The sequence below is a fragment of the Nocardioides caricicola genome, assembly GCF_039541135.1.
GTDB classification, from domain to species: domain Bacteria; phylum Actinomycetota; class Actinomycetes; order Propionibacteriales; family Nocardioidaceae; genus Nocardioides; species Nocardioides caricicola.
This window is the reverse complement of sequence record NZ_BAABFQ010000005.1, coordinates 100035-121542: the sequence shown is the minus strand read 5'-3', so window position 1 is coordinate 121542 and position 21508 is coordinate 100035. Positions and strand designations below refer to the sequence as shown.

16 protein-coding genes are annotated in these 21508 nt (G+C 72.4%); 12 read left to right on the top strand and 4 right to left on the bottom strand.

Annotated elements, in window-relative coordinates; translation table 11 throughout:
- Nucleotides 1–10: 10 nt before the first annotated feature.
- From katG to ABD875_RS08895, 4 genes are all read left to right on the top strand, one after another.
- Nucleotides 11–2218: a catalase/peroxidase HPI gene (gene katG / locus ABD875_RS08910; protein ID WP_345173565.1), complete on the top strand. Its 2208-nt coding sequence runs from the start codon at nt 11–13 to the stop codon at nt 2216–2218.
- Between the two features lie 106 nt (nt 2219–2324).
- Nucleotides 2325–3980, top strand: coding sequence for an acyl-CoA synthetase (locus tag ABD875_RS08905; protein ID WP_345173563.1), 1656 nt, complete (start codon nt 2325–2327; stop codon nt 3978–3980).
- 41 nt (nt 3981–4021) lie between these two features.
- Entirely contained in the window at nt 4022–4699 is a 678-nt protein-coding gene (locus ABD875_RS08900) for an HAD family hydrolase (RefSeq protein WP_345173560.1), read from the top strand.
- A gap of 60 nt (nt 4700–4759) precedes the next feature.
- Nucleotides 4760–5185, top strand: a complete 426-nt coding sequence (locus ABD875_RS08895; protein ID WP_345173559.1) for a VOC family protein — start codon at nt 4760–4762, stop codon at nt 5183–5185.
- Here the strand turns inward: ABD875_RS08895 and ABD875_RS08890 are convergent.
- Nucleotides 5182–6636, bottom strand: coding sequence for a flavin-containing monooxygenase (locus tag ABD875_RS08890; protein WP_345173557.1), 1455 nt, complete (start codon nt 6634–6636; stop codon nt 5182–5184). The genes ABD875_RS08895 and ABD875_RS08890 overlap by 4 nt on opposite strands.
- A 97-nt stretch (nt 6637–6733) precedes the next feature.
- Between ABD875_RS08890 and ABD875_RS08885 the strand changes: the two genes are divergently transcribed.
- Nucleotides 6734–8824 carry a PhoX family protein gene (locus ABD875_RS08885; protein WP_345173555.1) on the top strand — a complete coding sequence of 697 codons (2091 nt, stop codon included), beginning with the start codon at nt 6734–6736 and terminating at the stop codon, nt 8822–8824.
- Nucleotides 8825–8866: 42 nt separating this feature from the next.
- Here ABD875_RS08885 and ABD875_RS08880 read toward each other — a convergent pair whose 3' ends face one another.
- Entirely contained in the window at nt 8867–9628 is a 762-nt protein-coding gene (locus ABD875_RS08880; protein WP_345173554.1) for an SDR family NAD(P)-dependent oxidoreductase, read from the bottom strand.
- A 151-nt stretch (nt 9629–9779) separates the two neighbouring features.
- Here ABD875_RS08880 and leuS point away from each other — a divergent pair, with 151 nt between their 5' ends.
- The 5 genes from leuS (at nt 9780) to holA (ending at nt 17220) form a co-directional block, all read left to right on the top strand.
- On the top strand, nt 9780–12239 hold the full coding sequence (gene leuS / locus ABD875_RS08875; RefSeq protein ID WP_345173552.1) for a leucine--tRNA ligase: 2460 nt from the start codon (nt 9780–9782) through the stop codon (nt 12237–12239).
- Nucleotides 12240–12248: 9 nt separating this feature from the next.
- Nucleotides 12249–13103: a DegV family protein gene (locus ABD875_RS08870; RefSeq protein ID WP_345173551.1), complete on the top strand. Its 855-nt coding sequence runs from the start codon at nt 12249–12251 to the stop codon at nt 13101–13103.
- A 91-nt stretch (nt 13104–13194) separates the two neighbouring features.
- Complete coding sequence (locus ABD875_RS08865; protein WP_345173549.1) at nt 13195–13950, top strand: helix-hairpin-helix domain-containing protein; 756 nt, start codon at nt 13195–13197, stop codon at nt 13948–13950.
- 6 nt (nt 13951–13956) lie between these two features.
- Nucleotides 13957–16221: a ComEC/Rec2 family competence protein gene (locus tag ABD875_RS08860; RefSeq protein ID WP_345173547.1), complete on the top strand. Its 2265-nt coding sequence runs from the start codon at nt 13957–13959 to the stop codon at nt 16219–16221.
- 12 nt (nt 16222–16233) lie between these two features.
- Complete coding sequence (gene holA / locus ABD875_RS08855) at nt 16234–17220, top strand: DNA polymerase III subunit delta (RefSeq protein WP_345173545.1); 987 nt, start codon at nt 16234–16236, stop codon at nt 17218–17220.
- A gap of 81 nt (nt 17221–17301) precedes the next feature.
- Here holA and rpsT read toward each other — a convergent pair whose 3' ends face one another.
- Both rpsT and ABD875_RS08845 read right to left on the bottom strand, forming a co-directional pair.
- Nucleotides 17302–17562, bottom strand: a complete 261-nt coding sequence (gene rpsT, locus ABD875_RS08850) for a 30S ribosomal protein S20 (protein ID WP_243060806.1) — start codon at nt 17560–17562, stop codon at nt 17302–17304.
- Nucleotides 17563–17682: 120 nt separating this feature from the next.
- Nucleotides 17683–18651 carry a phosphotransferase family protein gene (locus tag ABD875_RS08845; RefSeq protein WP_345173542.1) on the bottom strand — a complete coding sequence of 323 codons (969 nt, stop codon included), beginning with the start codon at nt 18649–18651 and terminating at the stop codon, nt 17683–17685.
- A 101-nt stretch (nt 18652–18752) separates the two neighbouring features.
- Here ABD875_RS08845 and lepA point away from each other — a divergent pair, with 101 nt between their 5' ends.
- A complete protein-coding gene (gene lepA / locus ABD875_RS08840) occupies nt 18753–20624 on the top strand; it encodes a translation elongation factor 4 (protein ID WP_345173540.1) in 1872 nt (623 codons plus the stop codon).
- Nucleotides 20624–21478 carry an aminoglycoside phosphotransferase family protein gene (locus ABD875_RS08835; protein ID WP_345173539.1) on the top strand — a complete coding sequence of 285 codons (855 nt, stop codon included), beginning with the start codon at nt 20624–20626 and terminating at the stop codon, nt 21476–21478. Before lepA ends, ABD875_RS08835 begins: the two co-directional genes overlap by 1 nt.
- Nucleotides 21479–21508 lie beyond the last annotated feature (30 nt).

The following is a 21508-nucleotide window of genomic DNA, read 5'->3' as shown; positions in this document are numbered from 1 at the left end:
AAGGAACGACATGACCGACAGTGGATGCCCCGTCGCGCACGACGGCAGCGAGAGCGAGAACCCGGCGATCGACTCGCCGACGCCGAAGACGGGTGGCCGGCCGCACACCAACAAGGACTGGTGGCCGAACCAGCTGGACCTCTCGGTCCTGCACGCCCACTCGCCCGCAGGCAACCCGCTGGACCCGGACTTCAGCTACGCGAAGGAGTTCGAGAAGCTCGACCTCGCCGAGCTGCGCCGTGACATCGTCCAGGTCCTGAACACCTCGCAGGACTGGTGGCCCGCCGACTTCGGCCACTACGGCGGCCTGATGATCCGCCTCAGCTGGCACGCCGCCGGCACCTACCGCATCTACGACGGCCGCGGTGGCGCTGGTGACGGCGGGCAGCGGTTCGCCCCGCTCAACAGCTGGCCCGACAACGCGAACCTTGACAAGGCGCGCCGCCTGCTGTGGCCGGTCAAGCAGAAGCACGGCCAGAAGATCTCGTGGGCCGACCTGCTCGTGCTCGCCGGCAACGTCGCGCTCGAGGACATGGGCTTCACGACGTTCGGCTTCGGGTTCGGCCGCGAGGACGTCTGGGAGCCGGAGGAGATCTTCTGGGGCCCCGAGGACACCTGGCTCGGCGACGAGCGGTACGCCGACGAGCGGACGCTCGAGGAGAACCTCGGTGCCGTCCAGATGGGCCTGATCTACGTCAACCCCGAGGGCCCGAACGGCAACCCGGACCCGCTGGCATCGGCCCGCGACATCCGCGACACGTTCGCCCGGATGGCGATGAACGACGAGGAGACCGTCGCGCTGATCGCCGGTGGCCACACGTTCGGCAAGACCCACGGCGCCGGCGACGCCGACCTGGTCGGCCCGGAGCCGGAGGCCGCGCCGCTGGAGGAGCAGGGCCTCGGCTGGAAGAGCGCGTTCGGCTCCGGCAAGGGCGCCGACGCGATCACGTCGGGCCTGGAGGTCACCTGGACCACCACGCCGACCCGGTGGAGCAACGACTTCTTCAAGCTCCTGTTCGGCTACGAGTGGGAGCTCACCAAGAGCCCGGCCGGCGCGCACCAGTGGGTCGCGAAGGACGCCGAGGACATCGTCCCCGGCCCGACCCCGGACTCGCCCAAGCGCAAGCCGACGATGCTGACCAGCGACCTCGCGCTCCGCTTCGACCCGGAGTACGAGAAGATCTCGCGCCGCTTCCTCGAGAACCCCAACGAGTTCGCGCTGGCCTTCGCCAAGGCCTGGTACAAGCTGCTGCACCGCGACATGGGCCCGGTCGAGCGGTTCCTCGGCCCGTGGGTGCCGGAGCCGCAGCTGTGGCAGGACCCGGTCCCGCCCGTCACCGGCGAGCTCGTGGGCGACGCCGACATCGCCGCGCTCAAGGAGAAGGTGCTCGGCTCCGGCCTGACCGTCTCGCAGCTGGTCTCGACCGCGTGGGCCTCGGCTGCCAGCTTCCGCACCACCGACAAGCGCGGCGGCGCGAACGGCGCCCGGATCGCCCTCGAGCCGCAGCGCAGCTGGGCGGTCAACCAGCCCGAGCAGCTCGCGACCGTCCTGGAGACCCTCGAGGGCATCCGGGCCGAGTTCAACGGCGCCGGTGGTGCGCAGATCTCGCTCGCCGACCTGATCGTCCTGGCCGGCACGGCCGCGGTCGAGAAGGCCGCGAAGGACGCGGGCATCGAGCTGGACGTCGTGTTCCACCCGGGCCGCACCGACGCGACCCAGGAGCAGACCGACGTCGAGTCGTTCAAGGTCCTCGAGCCGCGCGCCGACGGCTTCCGCAACTACCTGCGTGCCGGCGAGAAGCTGCAGCCCGAGACGCTGCTGGTCGACCGGGCGTACATGCTGGGCCTCAGCGCTCCGGAGATGACCGTGCTGGTGGGCGGCCTGCGCTCGCTCGGCGCCAACGTCGGCGGCGCGCAGCACGGCGTGCTCACCGACCGCCCGGGCGTCCTCTCGACCGACTTCTTCACGAACCTGCTGTCCCCGGGCACGCAGTGGAAGGCATCGGAGACCGAGGAGAACGTCTACGAGATCCGCGACCTGGCGTCCGGCGAGGTGAAGTGGACCGCGACCGCGGTCGACCTGGTCTTCGGCTCGAACTCCCAGCTGCGCGCGCTCTCGGAGGTCTACGCCAGCGCCGACGCGAACGAGAAGTTCGCGCGCGACTTCGCGGCCGCGTGGACCAAGGTCATGGAGCTCGACCGGTTCGACCTGGCCTGAGCCAGCGACACCTGCACCACGGAACGGCGCCCGGGACACCCCGGGCGCCGTTCCGCGTTCGGCTAGCATCGCCGGAACGAGAACCTGTTCTACAAGGCGGTGTCGCATGTCAGGTCCCGGTCCGGACGGCTTCAACCTCGCGACGGTCTTCGCCACCGTCGCCGCGGCGGTGCCCGACCAGGAGGTGCTGGTCTGGAAGGACCGGCGGCTCACCTACGCCCAGGTCGACGCGCGCGCCGACGGCCTCGCGCACTTCCTCGTCGAGCGGGGGCTCGGCTGCCACACGGAGCGGGACGGGCTCGCCGGCCACGAGTCCGGGCAGGACCACCTCGGTCTCTACCTGCGCAACGGCAACGAGTACCTCGAGGGCATGGTCGCGGGCTACCGCGCCCGGGTCGCGCCGTTCAACGTGAACTACCGCTACGTCGAGGAGGAGCTCCTCTACCTGCTCACCGACGCCCGGACCAGGGCGCTGGTCTACCACGCCGAGTTCGCCCCGCGCGTCGCCGCGATCCGCGACCGGGTCCCCGGGCTCGACGTGCTCGTCCAGGTCGCCGACGACTCCGGCAACGCGCTGCTCCCGGGCGCGGTCGACTACGAGACCGTCCTCGCCACCCCGGCGCCCGCCACCGGCATGCCGGTCCCGTCCGGCGACGACCTGTACATCCTCTACACCGGGGGGACCACGGGCATGCCGAAGGGCGTGCTGTGGCGCAACGACGACATCTACGTGACGTCGATGGGCGGCACGCCGTTCGGCACCGACGTGCCACGGACGTCGTACGACGAGGTCGCGGAGGCGGCCGTCGCCGGGGGCGGCGGCATGTGCCTGATGATGGTGCCGCCGTTCATGCACGGCGCGGCCCAGTGGTCGACGTTCCACACCATCAGCGGCGGCGGCAAGATCGTGCTGCCCGACGACGTGCGCCGCTTCGACCCCGCCGACGTCCTCCGGGTCGCCGAGCGCGAGCGGGCGGTGAGCATCCCGGTCGTCGGCGACGCGGTCGCGCTGCCCCTGGTCGAGGAGATCGAGCGCGGGAGCTACGACCTGTCCGGGCTCGCCGCGGTCAACAACGGCAGCGCCGCCCTGACGCCGACGGTGCGCGAGCGGCTGCTGACCGCGCTCCCGCACATCATCGTGATGGACGCAGCCGGCGCGTCCGAGACCGGGCTGCAGATGAGCTCGATGTCGCTGAAGGGCATGGAGGCGGACACCGCGACGTTCACGCCCGTCACCGCGACCACCGTCGTCGACGACCTGTTCAGCCGGGTGCTCGAACCGGGCGAGGGTGGCGGGTGGCTGGCCCAGCGCGGTCGGGTGCCGCTGGGCTACCTCGGCGACGCGGAGAAGACGGCCCGGACGTTCCCGGTGATCGGCGGCGAGCGGTTCTCGATCCCCGGCGACCGGGCGAACCTGCTCGAGGACGGCCGGATCCAGCTGCTCGGCCGGGACGGCGTCACGATCAACACCGGCGGGGAGAAGGTGTTCGTCGAGGAGGTCGAGCGGGCCTTCGTCGCCCACCCGGCGGTCCGCGACGTGGTCGTGGTCGGCCGGCCGTCGGAGCGCTGGGGGAGCGAGGTGGTCGCGGTCGTCCAGCTCGACGAGGGCAGCACGGCCACCGACGAGGAGCTGCTCGACGAGGCCCGCCGGCACATCGCGGGGTACAAGCTGCCGAAGGCGATCGTGCGGGTGCCGCGCGTGGAGCGCTCGCCCTCGGGCAAGGCCGACTACCGCTGGGCGAAGGCCCAGGCACAGGTGTAGGCACAGGTGTAGCCACCGCCGGGGTCGGGCACCGCGACCGCATGGCTGACTTCGACGTGGCCGTCCTCGACATCGACGGCACCCTGCTGGACTCGAACTACCACCACGCGCTGGCCTGGTCGCGGGCCTTCGAGCAGGTGCTGGAGAGGCACGTCCCGCTGGTGGCCCTCCACCGCGCGATCGGCCTCGGTGGGGACCGGCTGGTCGCCGCGGTCGGTGGCGACGACGTCGAGCGGGACCACGGTGACGAGATCCGCGAGCGGTGGGAGCGGGAGTACGACGCCATGATCGGCGAGACGCGGCTCTTCGACGGCGCGACCGACCTGCTGCGCGGCCTGCGCGAGGCGGGCCTCAAGGTCGTGCTCGCCAGCTCCAGCATCCCGAAGCACGCGGAGCACGCGCTCGAGCTGCTGGGCGCCGAGGAGCTCGCGGACGCGTGGACCACCAGCGAGGACGCCGAGGAGTCCAAGCCCGACCCCGAGCTCCTCGACGAGGCGCTGGCGAAGGTCGGCGGCGGTCGCGCGGTCATGATCGGCGACGCGGTGTGGGACGTGCAGGCCGCCGAGCGCCGCGGGGACCCGACGATCGGGTTGCTGTCCGGCGGCTTCGGACGTCAGGAGCTGATGGACGCCGGCGCCGCCGCCGTGTACGCCTACCCGCGTGACCTGCTCGACGCGGTCGACGAGGCGCTGTCGGTGGCCGGTTCTACGGTGCGATGAGTTCCGACCGCGACGGCGGTCAACGCATCGACCCGACCCGACCCGATCCGAGGAGACCCGATGGCCACCGTGCTCAACCCCTACCTCAACTTCCGCGCCCAGGCCCGTGAGGCGATGGGCTTCTACCAGTCCGTGCTCGGCGGCGAGCTGACCGTGATGACGTTCGCCGACCAGGGCGGGATGGGCGTGCCGGACGCCGAGCAGGACCTGGTGATGCACTCCCAGCTGGTGGTCTCGGACGCCGTGCAGCTGATGGGCGCCGATGTCCCGAGCCACATGGACACCGGAGGCGACATCGCGAACGGCTCGATCTCGCTGAGCGGCGACGACGAGGCCACGCTGCGCGGCTGGTTCGAGGGCCTCAGCGCCGGCGGGACCCTCGGCGTGCCGCTCGAGAAGGCACCCTGGGGCGACTCGTTCGGGATGTTCACCGACAAGTTCGGCGTCGAGTGGATGGTGAACATCGCCGGCTCCCCGGCGGCCTAGCGGGGTGCGAGCTCCTCGAGCTCGGACCAGTCGACGGTCGCGGTGCGCCGCTTGTACTCCGCGACCAGGCCGGGCCAGTTCGTCGTGATCCGCTGCCCGTCGCGGTACCAGCTGTCGCACCCGGCCCAGATGCTGTCGCCGAGGCGGCGCTGCATCTCGGCGTCGTAGGCCTGCCAGACCTCGGGACGGACCGCCAGTCGGTGCGCCTGGCCGGCGTCGACCCGGCGCGCGACCTGGGCGATCCAACCGGCCTGCGCCTCGAGCATGCCGATGATCGAGCTGCCGCCGAGGTTGGTGTTCGGGCCGTAGACCACGAAGAGGTTCGGGAAGCCCGGCATCGCGATGCCGAGGTGGGCGCGGGCGCCATCGGCCCAGAGCTCCTTGAGCGAGCTGCCGTCGGCGCCGCGCACGTCGAGTCCGCCGAGGAACTCCGTCGCGGCGAAGCCGGTGCCCCAGATCAGCACGTCCGCCTCGTGCAGCGTGCCGTCGCCGGTGCGGACCCCGCCCGGCTCGACGGCGGTGACCGGTTCCGTCGTCAGGTCGACGTGGTCGCGGTCGAGCGTGCGGTACCAGTCGTTGGAGAACAGGACCCGCTTGCACCCCATCTCGTAGTCCGGCACGAGCTTGCGGCGCAGCTCCGGGTCGCGGACCTGCCGGCGCAGCTGCAGCCTCCACGTCGCGCGCAGCGCGGCCATCAGGGGCTTGGCGATGGAGGAGGTGCCCTCCAGGGCGCCGTTGAACTGCTCGGTGATCCAGTACGTCAGCCGCCGCTCGCCCGCGGGCACCGACGGGTACTTCGCGAACAGGCGGTGGTGGCGCTCGGTGTAGCCGGTGTCCGGCTTCGGCAGCACGTACGGCGCAGAGCGCTGGAACACCGTCATCGACGCCACCCGATCCGCGATGCCGGGGACGAACTGGATCGCGCTCGCACCGGTCCCGACCACCGCGACCCGCTTGCCGCTCAGGTCGACGTCGTGGCGCCACTGCGCCGAGTGGAACATCGGCCCGGCGAAGGAGTCCGCGCCCGGTATCGCCGGCACGACGGGGTTCGAGAGCTGCCCGGTCGCGCACACGACGAGGTCGGCCTCGAGGACGCCGGAGTCGGTGGTGACCCGCCACGCGTCGTCGACGTACTCCAGCGAGGTGACGGTGGTGCCGGTGCGCACGAGCTCGCGCAGCCCCTCGGCCTCCGCGGTGCGCTGGATGTAGTCGAGGATCTCGGCCTGGCCGGAGTAGCGCCGTCCCCAGCTGGGGTTGGTGGCCCAGGACCAGGAGTACAGCGGCGACGGCACGTCGCAGGCGGCGCCGGGGTAGGTGTTGTCGCGCCACACCCCGCCGACGTCGTCGGCGCGCTCGAGGATGGTGATGTCACGGATCCCCGCCTCGCGCAGCGCGCGCGCCACGCCGAGACCGCCGAACCCAGCACCGATGACGACCACACGGACTGCCATGGGCAGAACATACCGGGAGTACGACGCCGTCCGCCGTTCACGTGTCCGCCATGTGGGGATCGCCTGCGCACCACCTGCCGTCCCTACCTTCCGGACCATGACGATCGCACCTGCGCCCGAGGGCCGTGCCCCACTCCCGCTGCTGTCGACCGGAGCTCGGCACGGCTCCCGCAGCTACATGACCTGCTTCTTCCGCTGCGGCAACGCCTGCGACCACCCCGAGCCCAACCCGACCGAGCACGGTCACATCCAGGACCAGGTGGCCAAGGCGGTCCAGCGCCGCGCCGTCCTGAAGGGCGCGGCCGCGACCTCCGGCGCGCTGCTGGTCGGCAGCGTCCTTGGTACGGCGGCCCCGGCCGCGGCGGCCTCCGGCGCTCCCGCCGGCCGCCCGGGCGGCGGCGCCTCCAGCGGCCACCTCGGCCGGGCGGCGTTCTCCCCGGTGCAGCCGAACAAGCGCGACGCCGTGACGACGGCGGCCGGCTTCGACCACAGCGTCGTGATCCGCTGGGGCGACCCCGTGGTCCCGGGCGCCCCGGCGTTCGACGTCCACAACCAGTCGGCGCAGGCTGCGATGAAGCAGTTCGGCTACAACTGCGACTACGTCGGCGTGCTGCCGATCGAGGGCGACCCGAAGCGCGCGCTGCTGGTGGTCAACCACGAGTACACCGACGAGAACCTGATGTTCCCGGCCAGCCGCTACAGCGCGGACGAGATCAAGTCGATCGCGATGTTCAACCACGGCCTGTCGGTCGTGGCGATCCGGCGTGGCCTGGTGCCGGGCTCGTGGTACCAGGAGTCCAAGCTGGATGCGACGCCGTACAACCGCCGGATCCACATCCGAACCCGCTTCGTGCTCGACGGGCCCGCCGCGGGCGACGACCGCCTGAAGACGTCGTCGGACCCGACCGGCAAGAGCGTCCTCGGCACCCTCAACAACTGCGCCGGCGGGACGACGCCCTGGGGAACCGTGCTGTCGGGCGAGGAGAACTTCAACCAGTACTTCGACAAGTCCGGGGCGCTCGACCCGCGCTACACCGCGCAGTACGCGCGCTACGGCATCACCGGCACCGGCACCAAGGGCTGGAAGGACGTCGACTTCCGCTTCGACCTCACTCAGGAGCCGCACGAGCCGCACCGGTTCGGGTGGATCGTCGAGGTCGACCCGTTCGAGCCCGACTCCGCGCCGGTCAAGCACACGATGCTCGGCCGCTTCAAGCACGAGGGCGCGAACGTCGCCATCGCCGACAGCGGCCAGGTCGTGGCCTACATGGGCGACGACGAGCGCGGCGACTACATCTACAAGTTCGTGTCGAAGAACAAGGTCGCCAAGGGCAGCAGCCGGGCGGCTCGCACGAAGAACAAGAAGCTGCTGAGCCAGGGCACGCTGTACGTCGCGAAGTTCACCGGTGACGGCTCCGAGGACAACGTGTACGACGGCACCGGCGAGTGGATCCCGCTGTGCTCCGACACCGAGTCGTTCGTCGAGGGCATGTCGGTCGCGGACGTGCTGATCTTCACCCGCCTCGCGGCGGACAAGGTCGGCCCGACCAAGATGGACCGGCCCGAGGACGTCGAGGTGAACCCGGTCAACGGCAAGGTGTACGCCGCCTTGACCAACAACTCGAGCCGCGGCTCGCAGTCCCTCCCGGTCGACGAGGCCAACCCGGTCGCGTCGTCGATGGTGCGCTCGAAGCTCGGCGCCCCGCTGACCTCGGCGAGCGGCAACCGCAACGGCTACGTCCTCGAGATCACGCCGGACGACCACGCCGGGACCACGTTCGGCTGGGACCTGATGCTCGTCTGTGGCGACCCGGCCGCGGCCGAGACCTACTTCGGCGGCTTCGACAAGTCGAAGGTCAGCCCGATCAGCTGCCCCGACAACGTCGCGTTCGACGACGACGGCAACCTGTGGGTCTCGACCGACGGCAACGTGCTCGGCTCCAACGATGGCATCTTCCGGGTGCCGGTCGCCGGCCCGAACCGCGGCCAGGTGCTGCAGTTCGTCACCATGCCGCGCGGCGCCGAGGCCTGCGGCCCGCTGATCGCCGACGACAGCCGGTCGCTGTTCTTCGCCGTCCAGCACCCCGGTGAGATCGACGGCGCGACGTTCGAGAACCAGGCCAGCACCTGGCCGCACACCGACGACTTCCCGCGCCCGTCGGTGGTCGTCGCCTACCGCCAGCGCTGACCTCGGCGGAGGCGCCCTCGCTGGTGAACCTGTCAACAGACCTCACGTGATCGTCAGCCCACCGTCGACGGCGATCGTCTGACCGGTGATGTACCCGGCGGCGTCGGAGGCGAGGAAGACGACGGCGGCCGCGAGCTCGGCCGGGTCGCCCTTGCGGCCGGTGGGGATCCGCGGCGCCTGGGACTCGAGGTAGCCCGGCGGGTACTGGTCGGTCATCTCGGAGTCGAAGAACCCCGGCGCGATCGAGTTCACGCGGATGCCCTTGCGCCCGGTCCACTGCTGGGCGAGGTCGCGGGTCAGCCCGATCAGCCCGGCCTTCGACGCGGCGTACGCCGCCTGGGGGAGCCCGGCCGTGGTGATGCCGAGCACCGAGCTGATGTTGATGATGCTCGAGCCGGGCTGCATGACCCGGCCGCACGCCTGCGCCATCCAGTAGCAGCCGTTGAGGTTGACGTCGATGACCTGCCGGAACTGCTCCGGGGTCTCGCGGGTCGCCGGGACCGCCGTGCCGATGCCGGCGTTGTTGACCAGGATGTCGACCCGCCCGAACTCCTCCATCGCCAGCGCGACCAGGTTCGTGCACGCGTCCGGGTCGGCAACGTCGGTCTCGACGTTGAGCGCCCGGCGTCCGGCTCCCTCGACGAGCGCGGCGGTGTCGGCCAGGCGGTCGACACGGCGGGCGCCCAGCGCGAGGTCGGCACCCGCCTCGGCCAGGCCCTGGGCGAACGCGACACCGAGGCCGCTCGAGGCGCCGGTGACGACGGCGACCTTGCCGTCGAGGCGGAACATGTCTGTGAGCGTCATGAGAGGTAGCATGACGCGTATGCGGTTGAACTCGCTCCTTACCTAGCCGCGTCGAGACGCACGTTCGACGCGGCTGCCCCTCGTGCCCGAGGGGCTTTTTTGTGCCTCCAGGTCAGCAGAGCCGAACCCGCCACAGACGAGAGAGACGAGAATGAGCGAGCAGGAGACGTACGACGTCGAGCAGGTGCAGCAGAAGTGGCTGCCCGTGTGGGACGAGCTGCAGCCGTTCCGCGCCGACGACGACTCGCCCCGCGAGAAGAAGTACGCGCTGACCATGTTCCCGTACCCCAGCGGTGACCTGCACATGGGTCACGCCGAGGTGACCGCGCTGCACGACGTGATCGCGCGCTACTGGTGGCAGCGCGGCTTCGAGGTCCTGAACCCGATGGGCTGGGACTCGTTCGGCCTGCCCGCGGAGAACGCCGCGATCCGCAACAACGAGCACCCGGCGACGTACACCTACGCGAACATCGAGACGCAGTACGAGTCCTTCAAGCGGTACGGCATCTCGTTCGACTGGTCGCGCCGGCTGCACACCTCCGACCCGGAGTACTACCGCTGGACGCAGTGGCTGTTCCTGAAGTTCCGCGAGCGCGGGCTGGCCTACCGCAAGAACAGCCCGGTGAACTGGTGCCCCAACGACCAGACCGTGCTGGCCAACGAGCAGGTCGTCGACGGCAAGTGCGAGCGCTGCGGCGCCGAGGTCACCAAGCGCGAGCTGACCCAGTGGTACTTCAAGATCACCGAGTACGCCCAGGAGCTGCTGGACTGCCTGGACGACCTGGAGGCCACCTGGCCGGCGCGCGTCGTCACCGCGCAGCGCAACTGGATCGGCCGCTCGGAGGGCGCGCACGTCGCTTTCGCGGTCGAGGGCCGCGACGAGCCGATCACCGTCTACACGACGCGCCCGGACACGCTGTACGGCGCGACCTTCATGGTCGTCGCCGCCGACGCGAAGCTGGCCGCGGACCTGGTCAGCGACGAGCAGCGCGCGGCGCTGGACGAGTACCTGACCGAGGTGCGTAAGTCGACCGAGGTCGACCGGCTGTCGACCGACCGTCCCAAGACCGGTGTGTTCCTGGGCGTGCACGCGGTGAACCCGGTCAACGGCGAGCGGATCCCGGTGTGGGCGGCCGACTACGTGCTGGCCGACTACGGCACCGGCGCGATCATGGCGGTGCCCGCGCACGACCAGCGTGACCTGGACTTCGCCAAGAAGTTCGACCTGCCGGTCCGCCGCGTCGTCGACACCGGCGAGCCGAACCCGGAGGAGACCTACGAGGCCACCACCGGCAACGGCGTCTACGTGAACTCCGGCCCGCTGGACGGGCTGACCGACAAGGCCGCCGGGATCCACGCGATCATCGAGCGGCTGCAGGCCGACGGCGCCGGCGAGGGCACGGTCAACTTCCGGCTGCGCGACTGGCTGCTGAGCCGGCAGCGCTACTGGGGCGTGCCGATCCCGGTGATCCACTGCGAGAAGGACGGCGAGGTCCCGGTTCCCTACGACCAGCTGCCGCTGGAGCTGCCGGAGCTGCGCGGGGCCGACCTGAAGCCCAAGGGCGTGTCGCCGCTGGCCGCGGCCGAGGACTGGGTCAACGTGGAGTGCCCCACCTGCGGCGGTCCCGCCAGGCGCGACAGCGACACGATGGACACGTTCGTCGACTCGTCGTGGTACTTCCTGCGCTACTGCTCGCCGGGCTACACCGAGGGCCCGTTCGACGTCGAGAAGGCCAAGACGTGGATGCCGGCCGACATCTACGTCGGCGGTGTGGAGCACGCGGTGCTGCACCTGCTGTACGCGCGCTTCTTCACCAAGGTGCTGCGCGACATGGGGATGCTGGAGGTCGGCGAGCCGTTCGCCGCCCAGCTGAACCAGGGCTTCGTCATCAACCGCGGCAAGAAGATGAGCAAGTCGCTGGGCAACGGCGTCAGTCTGGGGGACCAACTTGCGGAGTTCGGAGTGGACGCCGTACGTCTGACCCTGGTCTTCGCCGGGCCGCCCGAGGACGACATCGACTGGGCCGAGATGTCGCCGGCCGGTTCGCTGCGCTTCCTGCAGCGCGCCTGGCGGCTGTCCGGCGACGTCACCTCGCCGGCGGGCACGCCGGGCGAGGGCGGCGACGTCGCGCTGCGCCGGGTCACCGCGCGGACCGTGCACGACGCGGCCGAGCTGGTCGAGGCGTACCGCTTCAACGTGATGATCGCCCGCGTCATGGAGCTGGTGAACGCGACCCGCAAGGCCATCGACTCGGGCTGCGGCCCGGAGGACCCCGCCGTGCGCGAGGCCGCGGAGGCCGTGGCGATCCTGCTGTCGCTGGTCGCGCCGTACACCGCCGAGGAGATGTGGGAGCGGCTGGGCCACCAGCCGACCGTCGCCCGCGCCGGCTGGCCGGCGGTGGACCCCGCGTTGCTGGTCGAGGAGTCGGTGACCGCGGTGGTGCAGATCCAGGGCAAGGTCAAGGCCCGCCTGGAGGTTGCCCCCGACATCTCCGAGGCCGACCTGGAGCAGCTGGCGCTGGCCGACGAGGGCGTGATCAAGGCGATCGACGGCCGCGAGGTCCGCAAGGTGATCGTCCGCGCGCCGAAGCTGGTCAACGTCGTCGTCTAATCTCTGCGCATGCCGGTGGTGATCGTCACGGACTCGACCGCCAGCCTCCCTCCGGAGGTGGCGGCCGAGCGCGGGATCGTGGTCGTGCCGCTGCAGGTCGTCATCGGCGCGACCGTGTACGACGAGGGCGCGGACGGCGCGACCCCGGAGCTGGTGGCGGCCGCGCTCAAGGAGTGGAGGCCGGTCAGCACCTCGCGACCCGGCCCGGCAGCGCTGCTGGAGGTCTACGAGAAGGCCGCCGCCGACGGCGCCACCGCGATCGTGTCGGTCCACCTGTCCGGCGACATGAGCGGGACGTTCGAGTCCGCGCAGCTCGCGGCCCGCGACGCGTCGGTGCCGGTGCTGCCCGTCGACACCCGGCAGGTGGGGGTCGCGACGGGGTACGCCGCGCTCGCTGCGGCCGACGTGATCGAGGCGGGCGGGAGCGCGGAGGAGGCCGCCGAGGCGGCGCGCGCGCGGGCGGACGCGGCGTCGTCGCTGTTCTACGTCGACACGCTGGAGTACCTGCGCCGCGGTGGCCGGATCGGCGCAGCAGCCGCGCTGCTCGGTGGGGCGTTGTCGGTGAAGCCGCTGCTGAAGATCGAGGACGGCAAGGTCGCCTCGCTCGAGCGGGTGCGGACGTCCGGGCGGGCGCTCGCCCGGCTGGAGGAGCTCGCCGTGCAGGCGGCCGGGGAGCAGCAGGTCGACGTGTGCGTCGCGCACCTGGCGAACCCGGAGCGGGCCGGGGCGCTCACCGAGCGGCTCGCCCAGCGGCTGGAGGCGAACCTCGACGGACGCGAGGTCTGGTGCGGCGAGCTCGGTGCCGTGCTCGGCGCCCACGTGGGGCCGGGCATGATCGCGGTCTGCGTCGCGCCGCGGACCTGAATCCCTCCACAACGCACCTCCGAGCGCCGGTCTCCACAGGCGTCCCGTCGCGCTCCGCCCCCGGTCGGCGGCGCTGCCTAGCGTCGCTCGCATGCCCCTTCGTCGCCCTCATCCCGAGCACCAGGAAGCCGTCTCCCGCCGGCTCGCGCTGCTGAGCGCCGAGCTCGGGCACGAGCCACCTCCACCGGTCCCCGTGCCCGGCCGGCACGCCGCCGGCCGGGTCGCGCTCGGTCCGGCGCAGCTGGCCGTGGTCGCGGTCCTGGTGGCCGCCGGGCTCGCGATCACCTGCTGGTGGGTCGTGCGCGGCGACGCCGAGCAGATCGAGGCGCCCGCGCTGAGCCCGGTCACGGCAGCCGCGGCCGGGGGCCCGCTCGCGGAGGCGAGCCCCGCGGCGGCCGGCGCGGTGACCGCGAGTCCGTCGCCCGCCGGCGTCACGGTCGACGTCGCGGGGAAGGTCCGCCGCCCCGGCATCGTCGTGCTCGACAGCGGCGCGCGGGTGGTCGACGCGATCGAGGCGGCCGGGGGAGCGCGACCCGGCGTCGACCTGTCCAGCCTCAACCTGGCGCGGCTGCTGGTGGACGGCGAGCAGGTGCTCGTCGGGGTGGTGCCGCCGGCGGGTGTCGCGGCCGCCGCGGCCACCGGTGACCCCGGCGGCACGCTGGTGAACCTCAACACCGCGACCCAGGAGGACCTGGAGGCGCTGCCCGAGGTGGGGCCGGTGACCGCCCAGGCGATCCTCGCCTGGCGAGACGAGCACGGTGGCTTCACCGCGGTCGACGAGCTGCTCGAGGTGGTCGGCATCGGTGACGCGACCCTCGCGCAGGTGGCTCCTCATGTCACGGTGTGACCTCCGGTGCCGGACCTGCGGATGCCGTTGCTGGCGGTGGCGGCCTGGGCCGGCGCGCTCGGGGCGCGGTGGGGCGGCTGGTGGGTGCCCGGCCTCGCGATCGGGGTCGCGCTCGTCCTGGCCGCCGCCGGGGCGCGGCGCGAGGACCGGCTCCGTACGGCGCTCGGTGCTGCGCTGGTGCTGGCCGCGGTCGCCGCCGTGACCACGCTGCGGACCGAGCAGCTCGAGCGCAGCCCGGTCGCCGGGCTGGCCGCCGAGGGCGCCGCGGTCCAGCTGGTCGGCACGGTCTCCTCGGACCCGCGCCGGACGGAAGGCCGCTACGGTCCGGTCGTCGTGGTCCGGCTCGACGTCACGGAGGTCACCGGGCGGGGCGCCACCTACGCGCTGTCGTCCCCGGTGCTGGTGCTCGCCGACCCCGCCTGGGAGTCGGCCCGGCTGGGCGCCACGGTGGCGGCCTCCGGCCGGCTGTCCCCGTCCGACGGCGACGACCTGGGCGCCGTGCTGAGCGCGCGCGGGCCGCCCGAGGAGCTGGCCGCGCCCGACGTGTGGTGGCGCGGCGCTGCCGCGGTGCGGGCGTCGGTCCGCGCCTCGGTCGAGCACCGCCCGGACGCCCAGCGAGCGCTGGTCCCGGCTCTCGTCGACGGTGACGACACCGGGCTGGACCCGGCGCTGGCCGACGACTTCAGGACGGCCGGCCTCACGCACCTGCTCGCCGTCTCGGGGACGAACCTCACCCTGGTGGTCGGCTTCCTGCTGATCCTGGCGCGGTGGTGCCGGGTCCGGGGCCGGTGGCTGTACGTCGTCGGCGCGGCGGGCATCGTCGGGTTCGTGCTGCTCGCCCGCACGGAGCCGAGCGTGCTGCGGGCGGCGGTCATGGGCACGGTGGCGCTGTTCGCGATGGGCACCGACGGCCGCCGGCGCGGGACGCGCGCCCTCGGGGTGGCCGTGGTCGTGCTGCTGCTGGTGCAGCCGGGGCTCGCGGCCTCGGCCGGGTTCGCGCTCTCCGTGCTCGCGACCGCCGGCATCCTGCTGCTCGCCCCGGGCTGGCGCGACGCGATGGCGCGGTGGCTGCCGCGCTGGGCCGCCGAGGCGATCGCGATCCCGGCCGCCGCCCAGCTCGCCTGCACGCCGGTCGTGGCCGCGATCTCCGGGCAGGTCAGCCTGGTGGCGGTCGCCGCCAACCTGGCGGCCGCGCCGGCGGTCGCGCCGGCGACGGTCCTCGGTCTCACCGGCGGCCTGGTCGGCCTGGTCTGGCCGGGCGGCGGGCGCCTCCTCGGCACGCTCGCGGGCTGGTGCGTCGCCTGGATCGTCGCGGTGGCGACCCGGTGCGCCGACCTGCCGACGGCGGCGATCGGGTGGGGCACGAGCGCCGCCGCGCTCGCGGTCCTGACCGTCGTGGTCGTGGTGATCGCGGGCGTCGGGCCCTACCTGCTCCGCCGCCCCGCCACCGGGCTGGCCTGCTGCGCGGTGCTGGTCGTCGGCGTCCTGGTCCGCCCGCCCACGCCGGGCTGGCCGCCGGACGGCTGGCTGCTGGTCGCGTGCGACGTCGGGCAGGGTGACGCGCTGGTGCTGAACGCCGGGGCGCACGCGGCGGTCGTGGTCGACGCCGGCCCCGACCCCGCGGCGGTGGACGCCTGCCTGGACCGGCTGGAGATCACCACGGTGCCGCTGCTGGTGCTCACCCACTTCCACGCCGATCACGTCGACGGGACCGCCGGCGTGCTCGACGGCCGCACGGTCGGCACGGTCGAGAGCACCCGGTTGCAGGATCCGCCCGCGGGCGTTGCCCGGGTCGAGGCGCTCGCCGACCCGGCGCCCGCGCCGTACGGCAGCGTCCGGCAGGTCGGCCAGGTGTCGCTCCAGGCGCTCTGGCCGCCGCCGGACTCACCGACCACAGGTCCCGGCGACGGCAGCACCGCCAACGACGCGAGCGTGGTGCTGCTCGTCGAGGTCCAGGGGGTGCGGATCCTGCTGACCGGCGACCTGGAGCCCGCGGGCCAGGCCGCGCTGGCGCGGGCGTACCCCGGCCTGAGCGTCGACGTGCTGAAGGTGCCCCACCACGGCAGCCGCTACCAGGACCAGGACTGGCTGCTGTCCCTCGGCGCCCGCATCGCGCTGGTCTCGGTGGGGGAGGACAACGACTACGGCCACCCCGCGGCCAGCACGCTGGAGCCGCTCGAGGACACCGGGGCCCGGGTGCTGCGCACCGACCTGGACGGCGACGTCGCGGTCATCGAGGACGGCGACGGGCTGTCGGTGGGCACCCGTTAGGGTTGCCGCACCATGGCAGGCTCACCCCGCGCGGCAGACGTCCTCGGCCGGGTCACCCTGGTGACCGGCAAGGAGGAGTTCCTCAACGAGCGCACCGTCGCGGCGGTCCGTGACGCCGTGCGGCACCACGATGCCGAGTCGGAGTTCTCGGAGACCTCGGCCTCCGAGCTCTCGCTGGCCACCCTCGGCGAGCTCTCGGCGCCGTCGCTGTTCTCGAGCATCCGCTGCGTGGTGGTGCGCAACCTGGAGAACCTCCCCGACGAGTCCGTCGAGGGGCTGCTCGGCTACGCCGCCGCGCCCGCCGAGGAGGTCGCGCTCGTGCTCGTGCACGGCGGTGGTCAGAAGGGCTCCGGCACGCTCACCAAGCTCCGCAAGCTCCCGGCCGTCACCGAGTCGAAGTCGGGCGAGCTGCGGCCCTCGGAGTTCCCCGGGTTCGTGGCCGCGGAGGTGCGCCGCTACGGCGCCACGATCGAGCAGGAGGCGGCCGACACCCTCGTGCAGGCGGTCGGGCAGGACCTCCGCTCGCTGGCCGCGGCGGCCCACCAGCTCGCCAACGACTTCCCGGGCCAGCCGCTGACCGAGGCGCGGGTGAAGCAGTACTTCGGCGGTCGCGCGGAGGCCAAGTCCTTCGCGGTCGCCGACGCGGCGTTCTGGGGCCGGCGCACGGCCGCCCTCGAGGAGCTGCGCTGGGCGCTCGACGGCGGTACGGCGCCGGTGCTGGTCACCTCGGCCTTCGCCGGCGGCGCGCGCGGGGTGGCTCGCTACAAGTCCGCGCCGCGGGGCATGCGCGAGGCGGACCTCGCCCGCGAGGTCGGGGTGCCGCCGTGGAAGCTGCGCACGATCCGCGACCAGTCCCGGGGCTGGTCTGACGGCGGCATCGCCCGCGCGATCCGCGCGATCGCCGCGGCCGACGCCGACATCAAGGGCGCGGCCAGCGACCCGGCGTACACGCTGGAGCGGCTGGTCCTCACGATCACCGAGCTGCGCGACCCCCGCTGAAGCACGGCCGAGAGCGGCAGGGCCGACATACGAAACGGCCCGCCAGGACGAGTGTCCTGACGGGCCGATCGGAGGGCCGGCTCAGAGAGCGGCGGCCTTCTTGGCGATCGCGGACTTGCGGTTCGCGGCCTGGTTCTTGTGGATGACGCCCTTCGAGGCGGCCTTGTCGAGCTTCTTGGCGGCGTCGCGACCGAGGGTGACCGCGGCCTCCTTGTCGCCGGCCTCCGCGGCCTCACGGAACTTGCGGACGGCGGACTTCAGGCCGGTCTTGACGGCCTTGTTGCGCTCGTGACGCTTCTCGTTCTGCTTGTTCCGCTTGATCTGGGACTTGATGTTCGCCACTTGATGAGCCTTCGTCGTCGGTGTGGTTAGGGAAATGTCTGTGGTGCGTACGGCGTGCGGACAGCCAGACACGCGACGTAAAAGGTTAGCGCAGGCCCGCTGCGCCGCCCAAATCGAGCCTCAGGCCCAGCCGCGCCGCTCGGCCAGCCAGGTCCAGCACACCTCGCCCTGCCAGCGCTGCGCGTCCCGCACGTGCGGCGAGGTGGGCGGCACCGGCTGCGTGGCCGAGTACAGAAAGTAGCCCGTGACCAGCGCGATCACGACATCGAGGGACTCGGCCGGCAGGTCCCGGGTGAGCGGCGACGCGGCCAGCAGCGCGTCCACGTCGTGTCCGTCGCCGCGCGGCCCGATCATCAAGAACGCGGTGTCGAGCCAGGCCGCGCCGGCCACGGGGAAGTTCCAGTCACACAGCAGCACCCGCCCGTCGGCCGCCAGCAGGATGTTGTCGTCGCGGATGTCCATGTGCACGACCGTCGACCCGGCGGTGACCTCGGCGAACCGGCCGGCCAGGGCGGCCGCCTCGTCCAGGTGCTCCTCCAGCGCAGGCAGGGCGGGCGGGTCCGCGCGCAGCCGGTCCCAGAACGCCGGCCAGTCGCCGTACTCCTCGGCGAAGGTCGGCAGCTCCAGCGTCGCGGGCGCCGGGGTGAGGACCTCGGCCATCGCCGTGGTCATCGCGACCGCGCGGTCGAGGTCGGCGGCGCGCCACGGGCGCCGCGGCTGCGTCGCCTCGACGTACTCGGTGGCGAGCACCATCCAGTCGTCGGCGTCGTGGGTCCACAACAGCCGCGGGGCCGGGGCGCCCTCGGGGAGGGTCGCGAGCTTCGCGGCCTCCTCGCGGTAGGCCTCGGCGAACGCCCGCTGCGCCTTCAGCGAGGCCGCCTTCACGAAGTGCCGCGACCCGTCCTCGCAGGTCAGCACGGACGCGAACCCCGGCGTGAAGCCCGCTCCCTGCGACGCCGCCGCGCTCACCGGCGACCCGCAGCGGCGCTCGATGGCCGCGCGGATCTGGGGCGGCAGGTGCGGCCACTCGAGGCGACGAGCGGTCCTCCCGTGCGGGATGGTGGTCGGGATGGGGACGGCGGCGGTCACGCGAGCATCCTCCCTGCACGCGGCCCCGAGGGCGAGTCGGTTGTCGGCTCTTGTCATCCGATTGGTCGCGGCCACCCCCGACAGGTGACAATGGGGGCACCATGCCTGACCCACGCGCCCCCCAGCCGGGGCAGACCGAACCGGCGATCATCCGGAACTTCTGCATCATCGCCCACATCGACCACGGCAAGTCGACCCTGGCCGACCGGATGCTGCAGCTGACCGGCGTCGTCGACGAGCGGGCTGCGCGGGCGCAGTACCTCGACCGGATGGACATCGAGCGCGAGCGCGGCATCACGATCAAGAGCCAGGCCGTCCGGATGCCCTGGACGGTGCCGGAGGGCAACGCCGAGGGCGCGGAGCCGGGCACCTACGTGCTCAACATGATCGACACCCCCGGGCACGTCGACTTCACCTACGAGGTCTCCCGGTCGCTCGAGGCCTGCGAGGCCGCGATCCTGCTGGTCGACGCGGCCCAGGGCATCGAGGCGCAGACGCTGGCGAACCTCTACCTCGCCATGGGCGCGGACCTGCACATCATCCCGGTGCTCAACAAGATCGACCTGCCGAGCGCGAACCCGGAGAAGTACGCCGCGGAGCTCGCCGGGCTGGTCGGGTGCGACCCCAGCGACGTGCTCCAGGTCAGCGCGAAGACCGGTCTCGGTGTGGAGGCGCTGCTCAACCACATCGTCAACGAGACCCCGCCGCCGGTCGGCGAGGCCGACAAGCCGGCCCGGGCCCTGATCTTCGACTCGGTCTACGACACCTACCGGGGCGTGATCACCTACGTCCGGGTCGTCGACGGCAAGCTCACCCACCGCGACCGCATCAAGATGATGTCGACCGGCGCCACCCACGAGCTCCTCGAGCTCGGCGTGATCAGCCCCGAGCAGGTCAAGGCCGGCGAGATCGGCGTGGGCGAGGTCGGCTACCTCATCACCGGCGTGAAGGACGTCCGCCAGTCCCGGGTCGGTGACACCGTCACCGTGCAGCACGGTGGCGCCACCGAGGCGCTCGGCGGCTACAAGCACCCGAACCCGATGGTCTACGCCGGTCTCTACCCGATCGACGGCGACCAGTTCGGCGACCTGCGCGAGGCCCTGGAGAAGCTCCAGCTCAACGACGCCGCGCTCACCTACGAGCCCGAGACCTCCGGCGCGCTCGGCTTCGGCTTCCGCTGCGGCTTCCTCGGCCTGCTGCACATGGAGATCACCCGCGACCGGCTCGAGCGCGAGTTCGGCCTCGACCTGATCTCGACCGCGCCGAACGTCGTCTACGAGGTCGCGATGGAGGACGGCTCGGAGGTGCAGGTCACCAACCCGAGCGAGTTCCCCGACGGCAAGATCTCCGAGGTGCGCGAGCCCGTGGTCCGCGCCACGATCCTCAGCCCGTCCGACTACATCGGCACGATCATGGAGCTCTGCCAGACCAAGCGCGGCACCCTGCAGGGCATGGACTACCTGTCCGAGGACCGGGTCGAGATGCGCTACACGCTGCCGATGGGCGAGATCGTCTTCGACTTCTTCGACCAGCTGAAGTCGCGCACCAAGGGCTACGCCTCCCTCGACTACGAGCGCTCCGGCGAGCAGGCCGCCGACCTGGTCAAGGTCGACGTGCTGCTCCAGGGCGAGCCCGTCGACGCCTTCTCGGCGATCGTGCACAAGGACGCGGCGTACGCCTACGGCGTGATGATGGCCGGGAAGCTCAAGGAGCTGATCCCGAGGCAGCAGTTCGAGGTGCCGATCCAGGCCGCCATCGGCGCCCGGGTGATCGCCCGCGAGAACATCCGCGCGATCCGCAAGGACGTGCTCGCCAAGTGCTACGGCGGCGACATCACCCGCAAGCGCAAGCTGCTCGAGAAGCAGAAGGCCGGCAAGAAGCGGATGAAGAACATCGGGACCGTCGAGGTGCCGCCGGAGGCCTTCGTCGCCGCGCTCGCCACCACCCAGCCGACGGAGAAGACCAAGAAGTAGTGCAGCTGCCCGAGTCGTTCCTGGCGTACGCCGCACGCGGCCCGGAGTTCGCGGCCTGGCTCGACCGGCTCCCGGCGCTGCTGCGCGACCTCGTCGACGAGTGGGAGCTGGCCGTCGACGGTGAGCCGGCGCACGGGTCCTGCGCGGTCGTCGTCCCGGTGCGCACCGGGAGCGGCCGCCCGGCGGCGCTCAAGGTGGGCTGGCCGCACAGGGCGACCGAGCACGAGCACCTCGCGCTCCAGCACTGGCACGGGCGCGGCGCCGTCCAGCTGCTGCGGGCCGACCCGCACCGGTACGCGCTGCTCCTCGAGCGACTGCACCGCGAGGACCTCGCGGACCATTGGGACGTCGAGGCGTGCGAGGTCGTCGCCGGTCTCTACGCGCGCCTGCACATCGCGGCGCCGCCGCAGCTGCCGCGCCTCTCGGAGGAGGTGCTCGGCTGGGTCGGCGGGCTCGCCGACGCCCCGCTGCCGCGTCGCCTGGTGGAGCAGGCGGTGTCGCTCGGCCGCTCGTTCGCGACCGACCCGGACACCGACGGCCGGATGGTCCACACCGACCTGCACTACGCGAACGTGCTCGCCGGCGACCGCGAGCCGTGGTTGGCGATCGGCCCGAAGCCGCTCAGCGGAGACCCGCACTACGAGGTCGCGCCGCTGCTCTGGAACCGCTGGGACGAGCTGGCGGGGGACATCCGCCGGGGCGTGCGGGCGCGTTTCCACGCCGCGATCGACGCGGCCGGGCTCGACGAGGAGCGGGCCCGCGACTGGGTGGTCCTCCGAGCGGTCGTCCGCGCGGCCGGCGATGCGGATCGGACCTCGCGCTACGTGTCGATCGCGAAGTCGGTCCAGGACTGACCCGTCCGGCCTGCGAGACCGGTGCTGGGC

Bases quoted from the DNA above. Each gene is read 5' to 3' on its own strand.
- ABD875_RS08870 (WP_345173551.1), top strand. From the start codon at position 12,249: ATGCCGGTGGTGATCGTCACGGACTCGACCGCCAGCCTCCCTCCGGAG.
- ABD875_RS08905 (WP_345173563.1), top strand. From the start codon at position 2,325: ATGTCAGGTCCCGGTCCGGACGGCTTCAACCTCGCGACGGTCTTCGCC.
- ABD875_RS08865 (WP_345173549.1), top strand. From the start codon at position 13,195: ATGCCCCTTCGTCGCCCTCATCCCGAGCACCAGGAAGCCGTCTCCCGC.
- ABD875_RS08885 (WP_345173555.1), top strand. From the start codon at position 6,734: ATGACGATCGCACCTGCGCCCGAGGGCCGTGCCCCACTCCCGCTGCTG.
- ABD875_RS08890 (WP_345173557.1), bottom strand. From the start codon at position 6,636: ATGGCAGTCCGTGTGGTCGTCATCGGTGCTGGGTTCGGCGGTCTCGGC.
- ABD875_RS08880 (WP_345173554.1), bottom strand. From the start codon at position 9,628: ATGACGCTCACAGACATGTTCCGCCTCGACGGCAAGGTCGCCGTCGTC.
- katG (WP_345173565.1), top strand. From the start codon at position 11: ATGACCGACAGTGGATGCCCCGTCGCGCACGACGGCAGCGAGAGCGAG.
- leuS (WP_345173552.1), top strand. From the start codon at position 9,780: ATGAGCGAGCAGGAGACGTACGACGTCGAGCAGGTGCAGCAGAAGTGG.
- lepA (WP_345173540.1), top strand. From the start codon at position 18,753: ATGCCTGACCCACGCGCCCCCCAGCCGGGGCAGACCGAACCGGCGATC.
- holA (WP_345173545.1), top strand. From the start codon at position 16,234: ATGGCAGGCTCACCCCGCGCGGCAGACGTCCTCGGCCGGGTCACCCTG.
- ABD875_RS08900 (WP_345173560.1), top strand. From the start codon at position 4,022: ATGGCTGACTTCGACGTGGCCGTCCTCGACATCGACGGCACCCTGCTG.
- ABD875_RS08895 (WP_345173559.1), top strand. From the start codon at position 4,760: ATGGCCACCGTGCTCAACCCCTACCTCAACTTCCGCGCCCAGGCCCGT.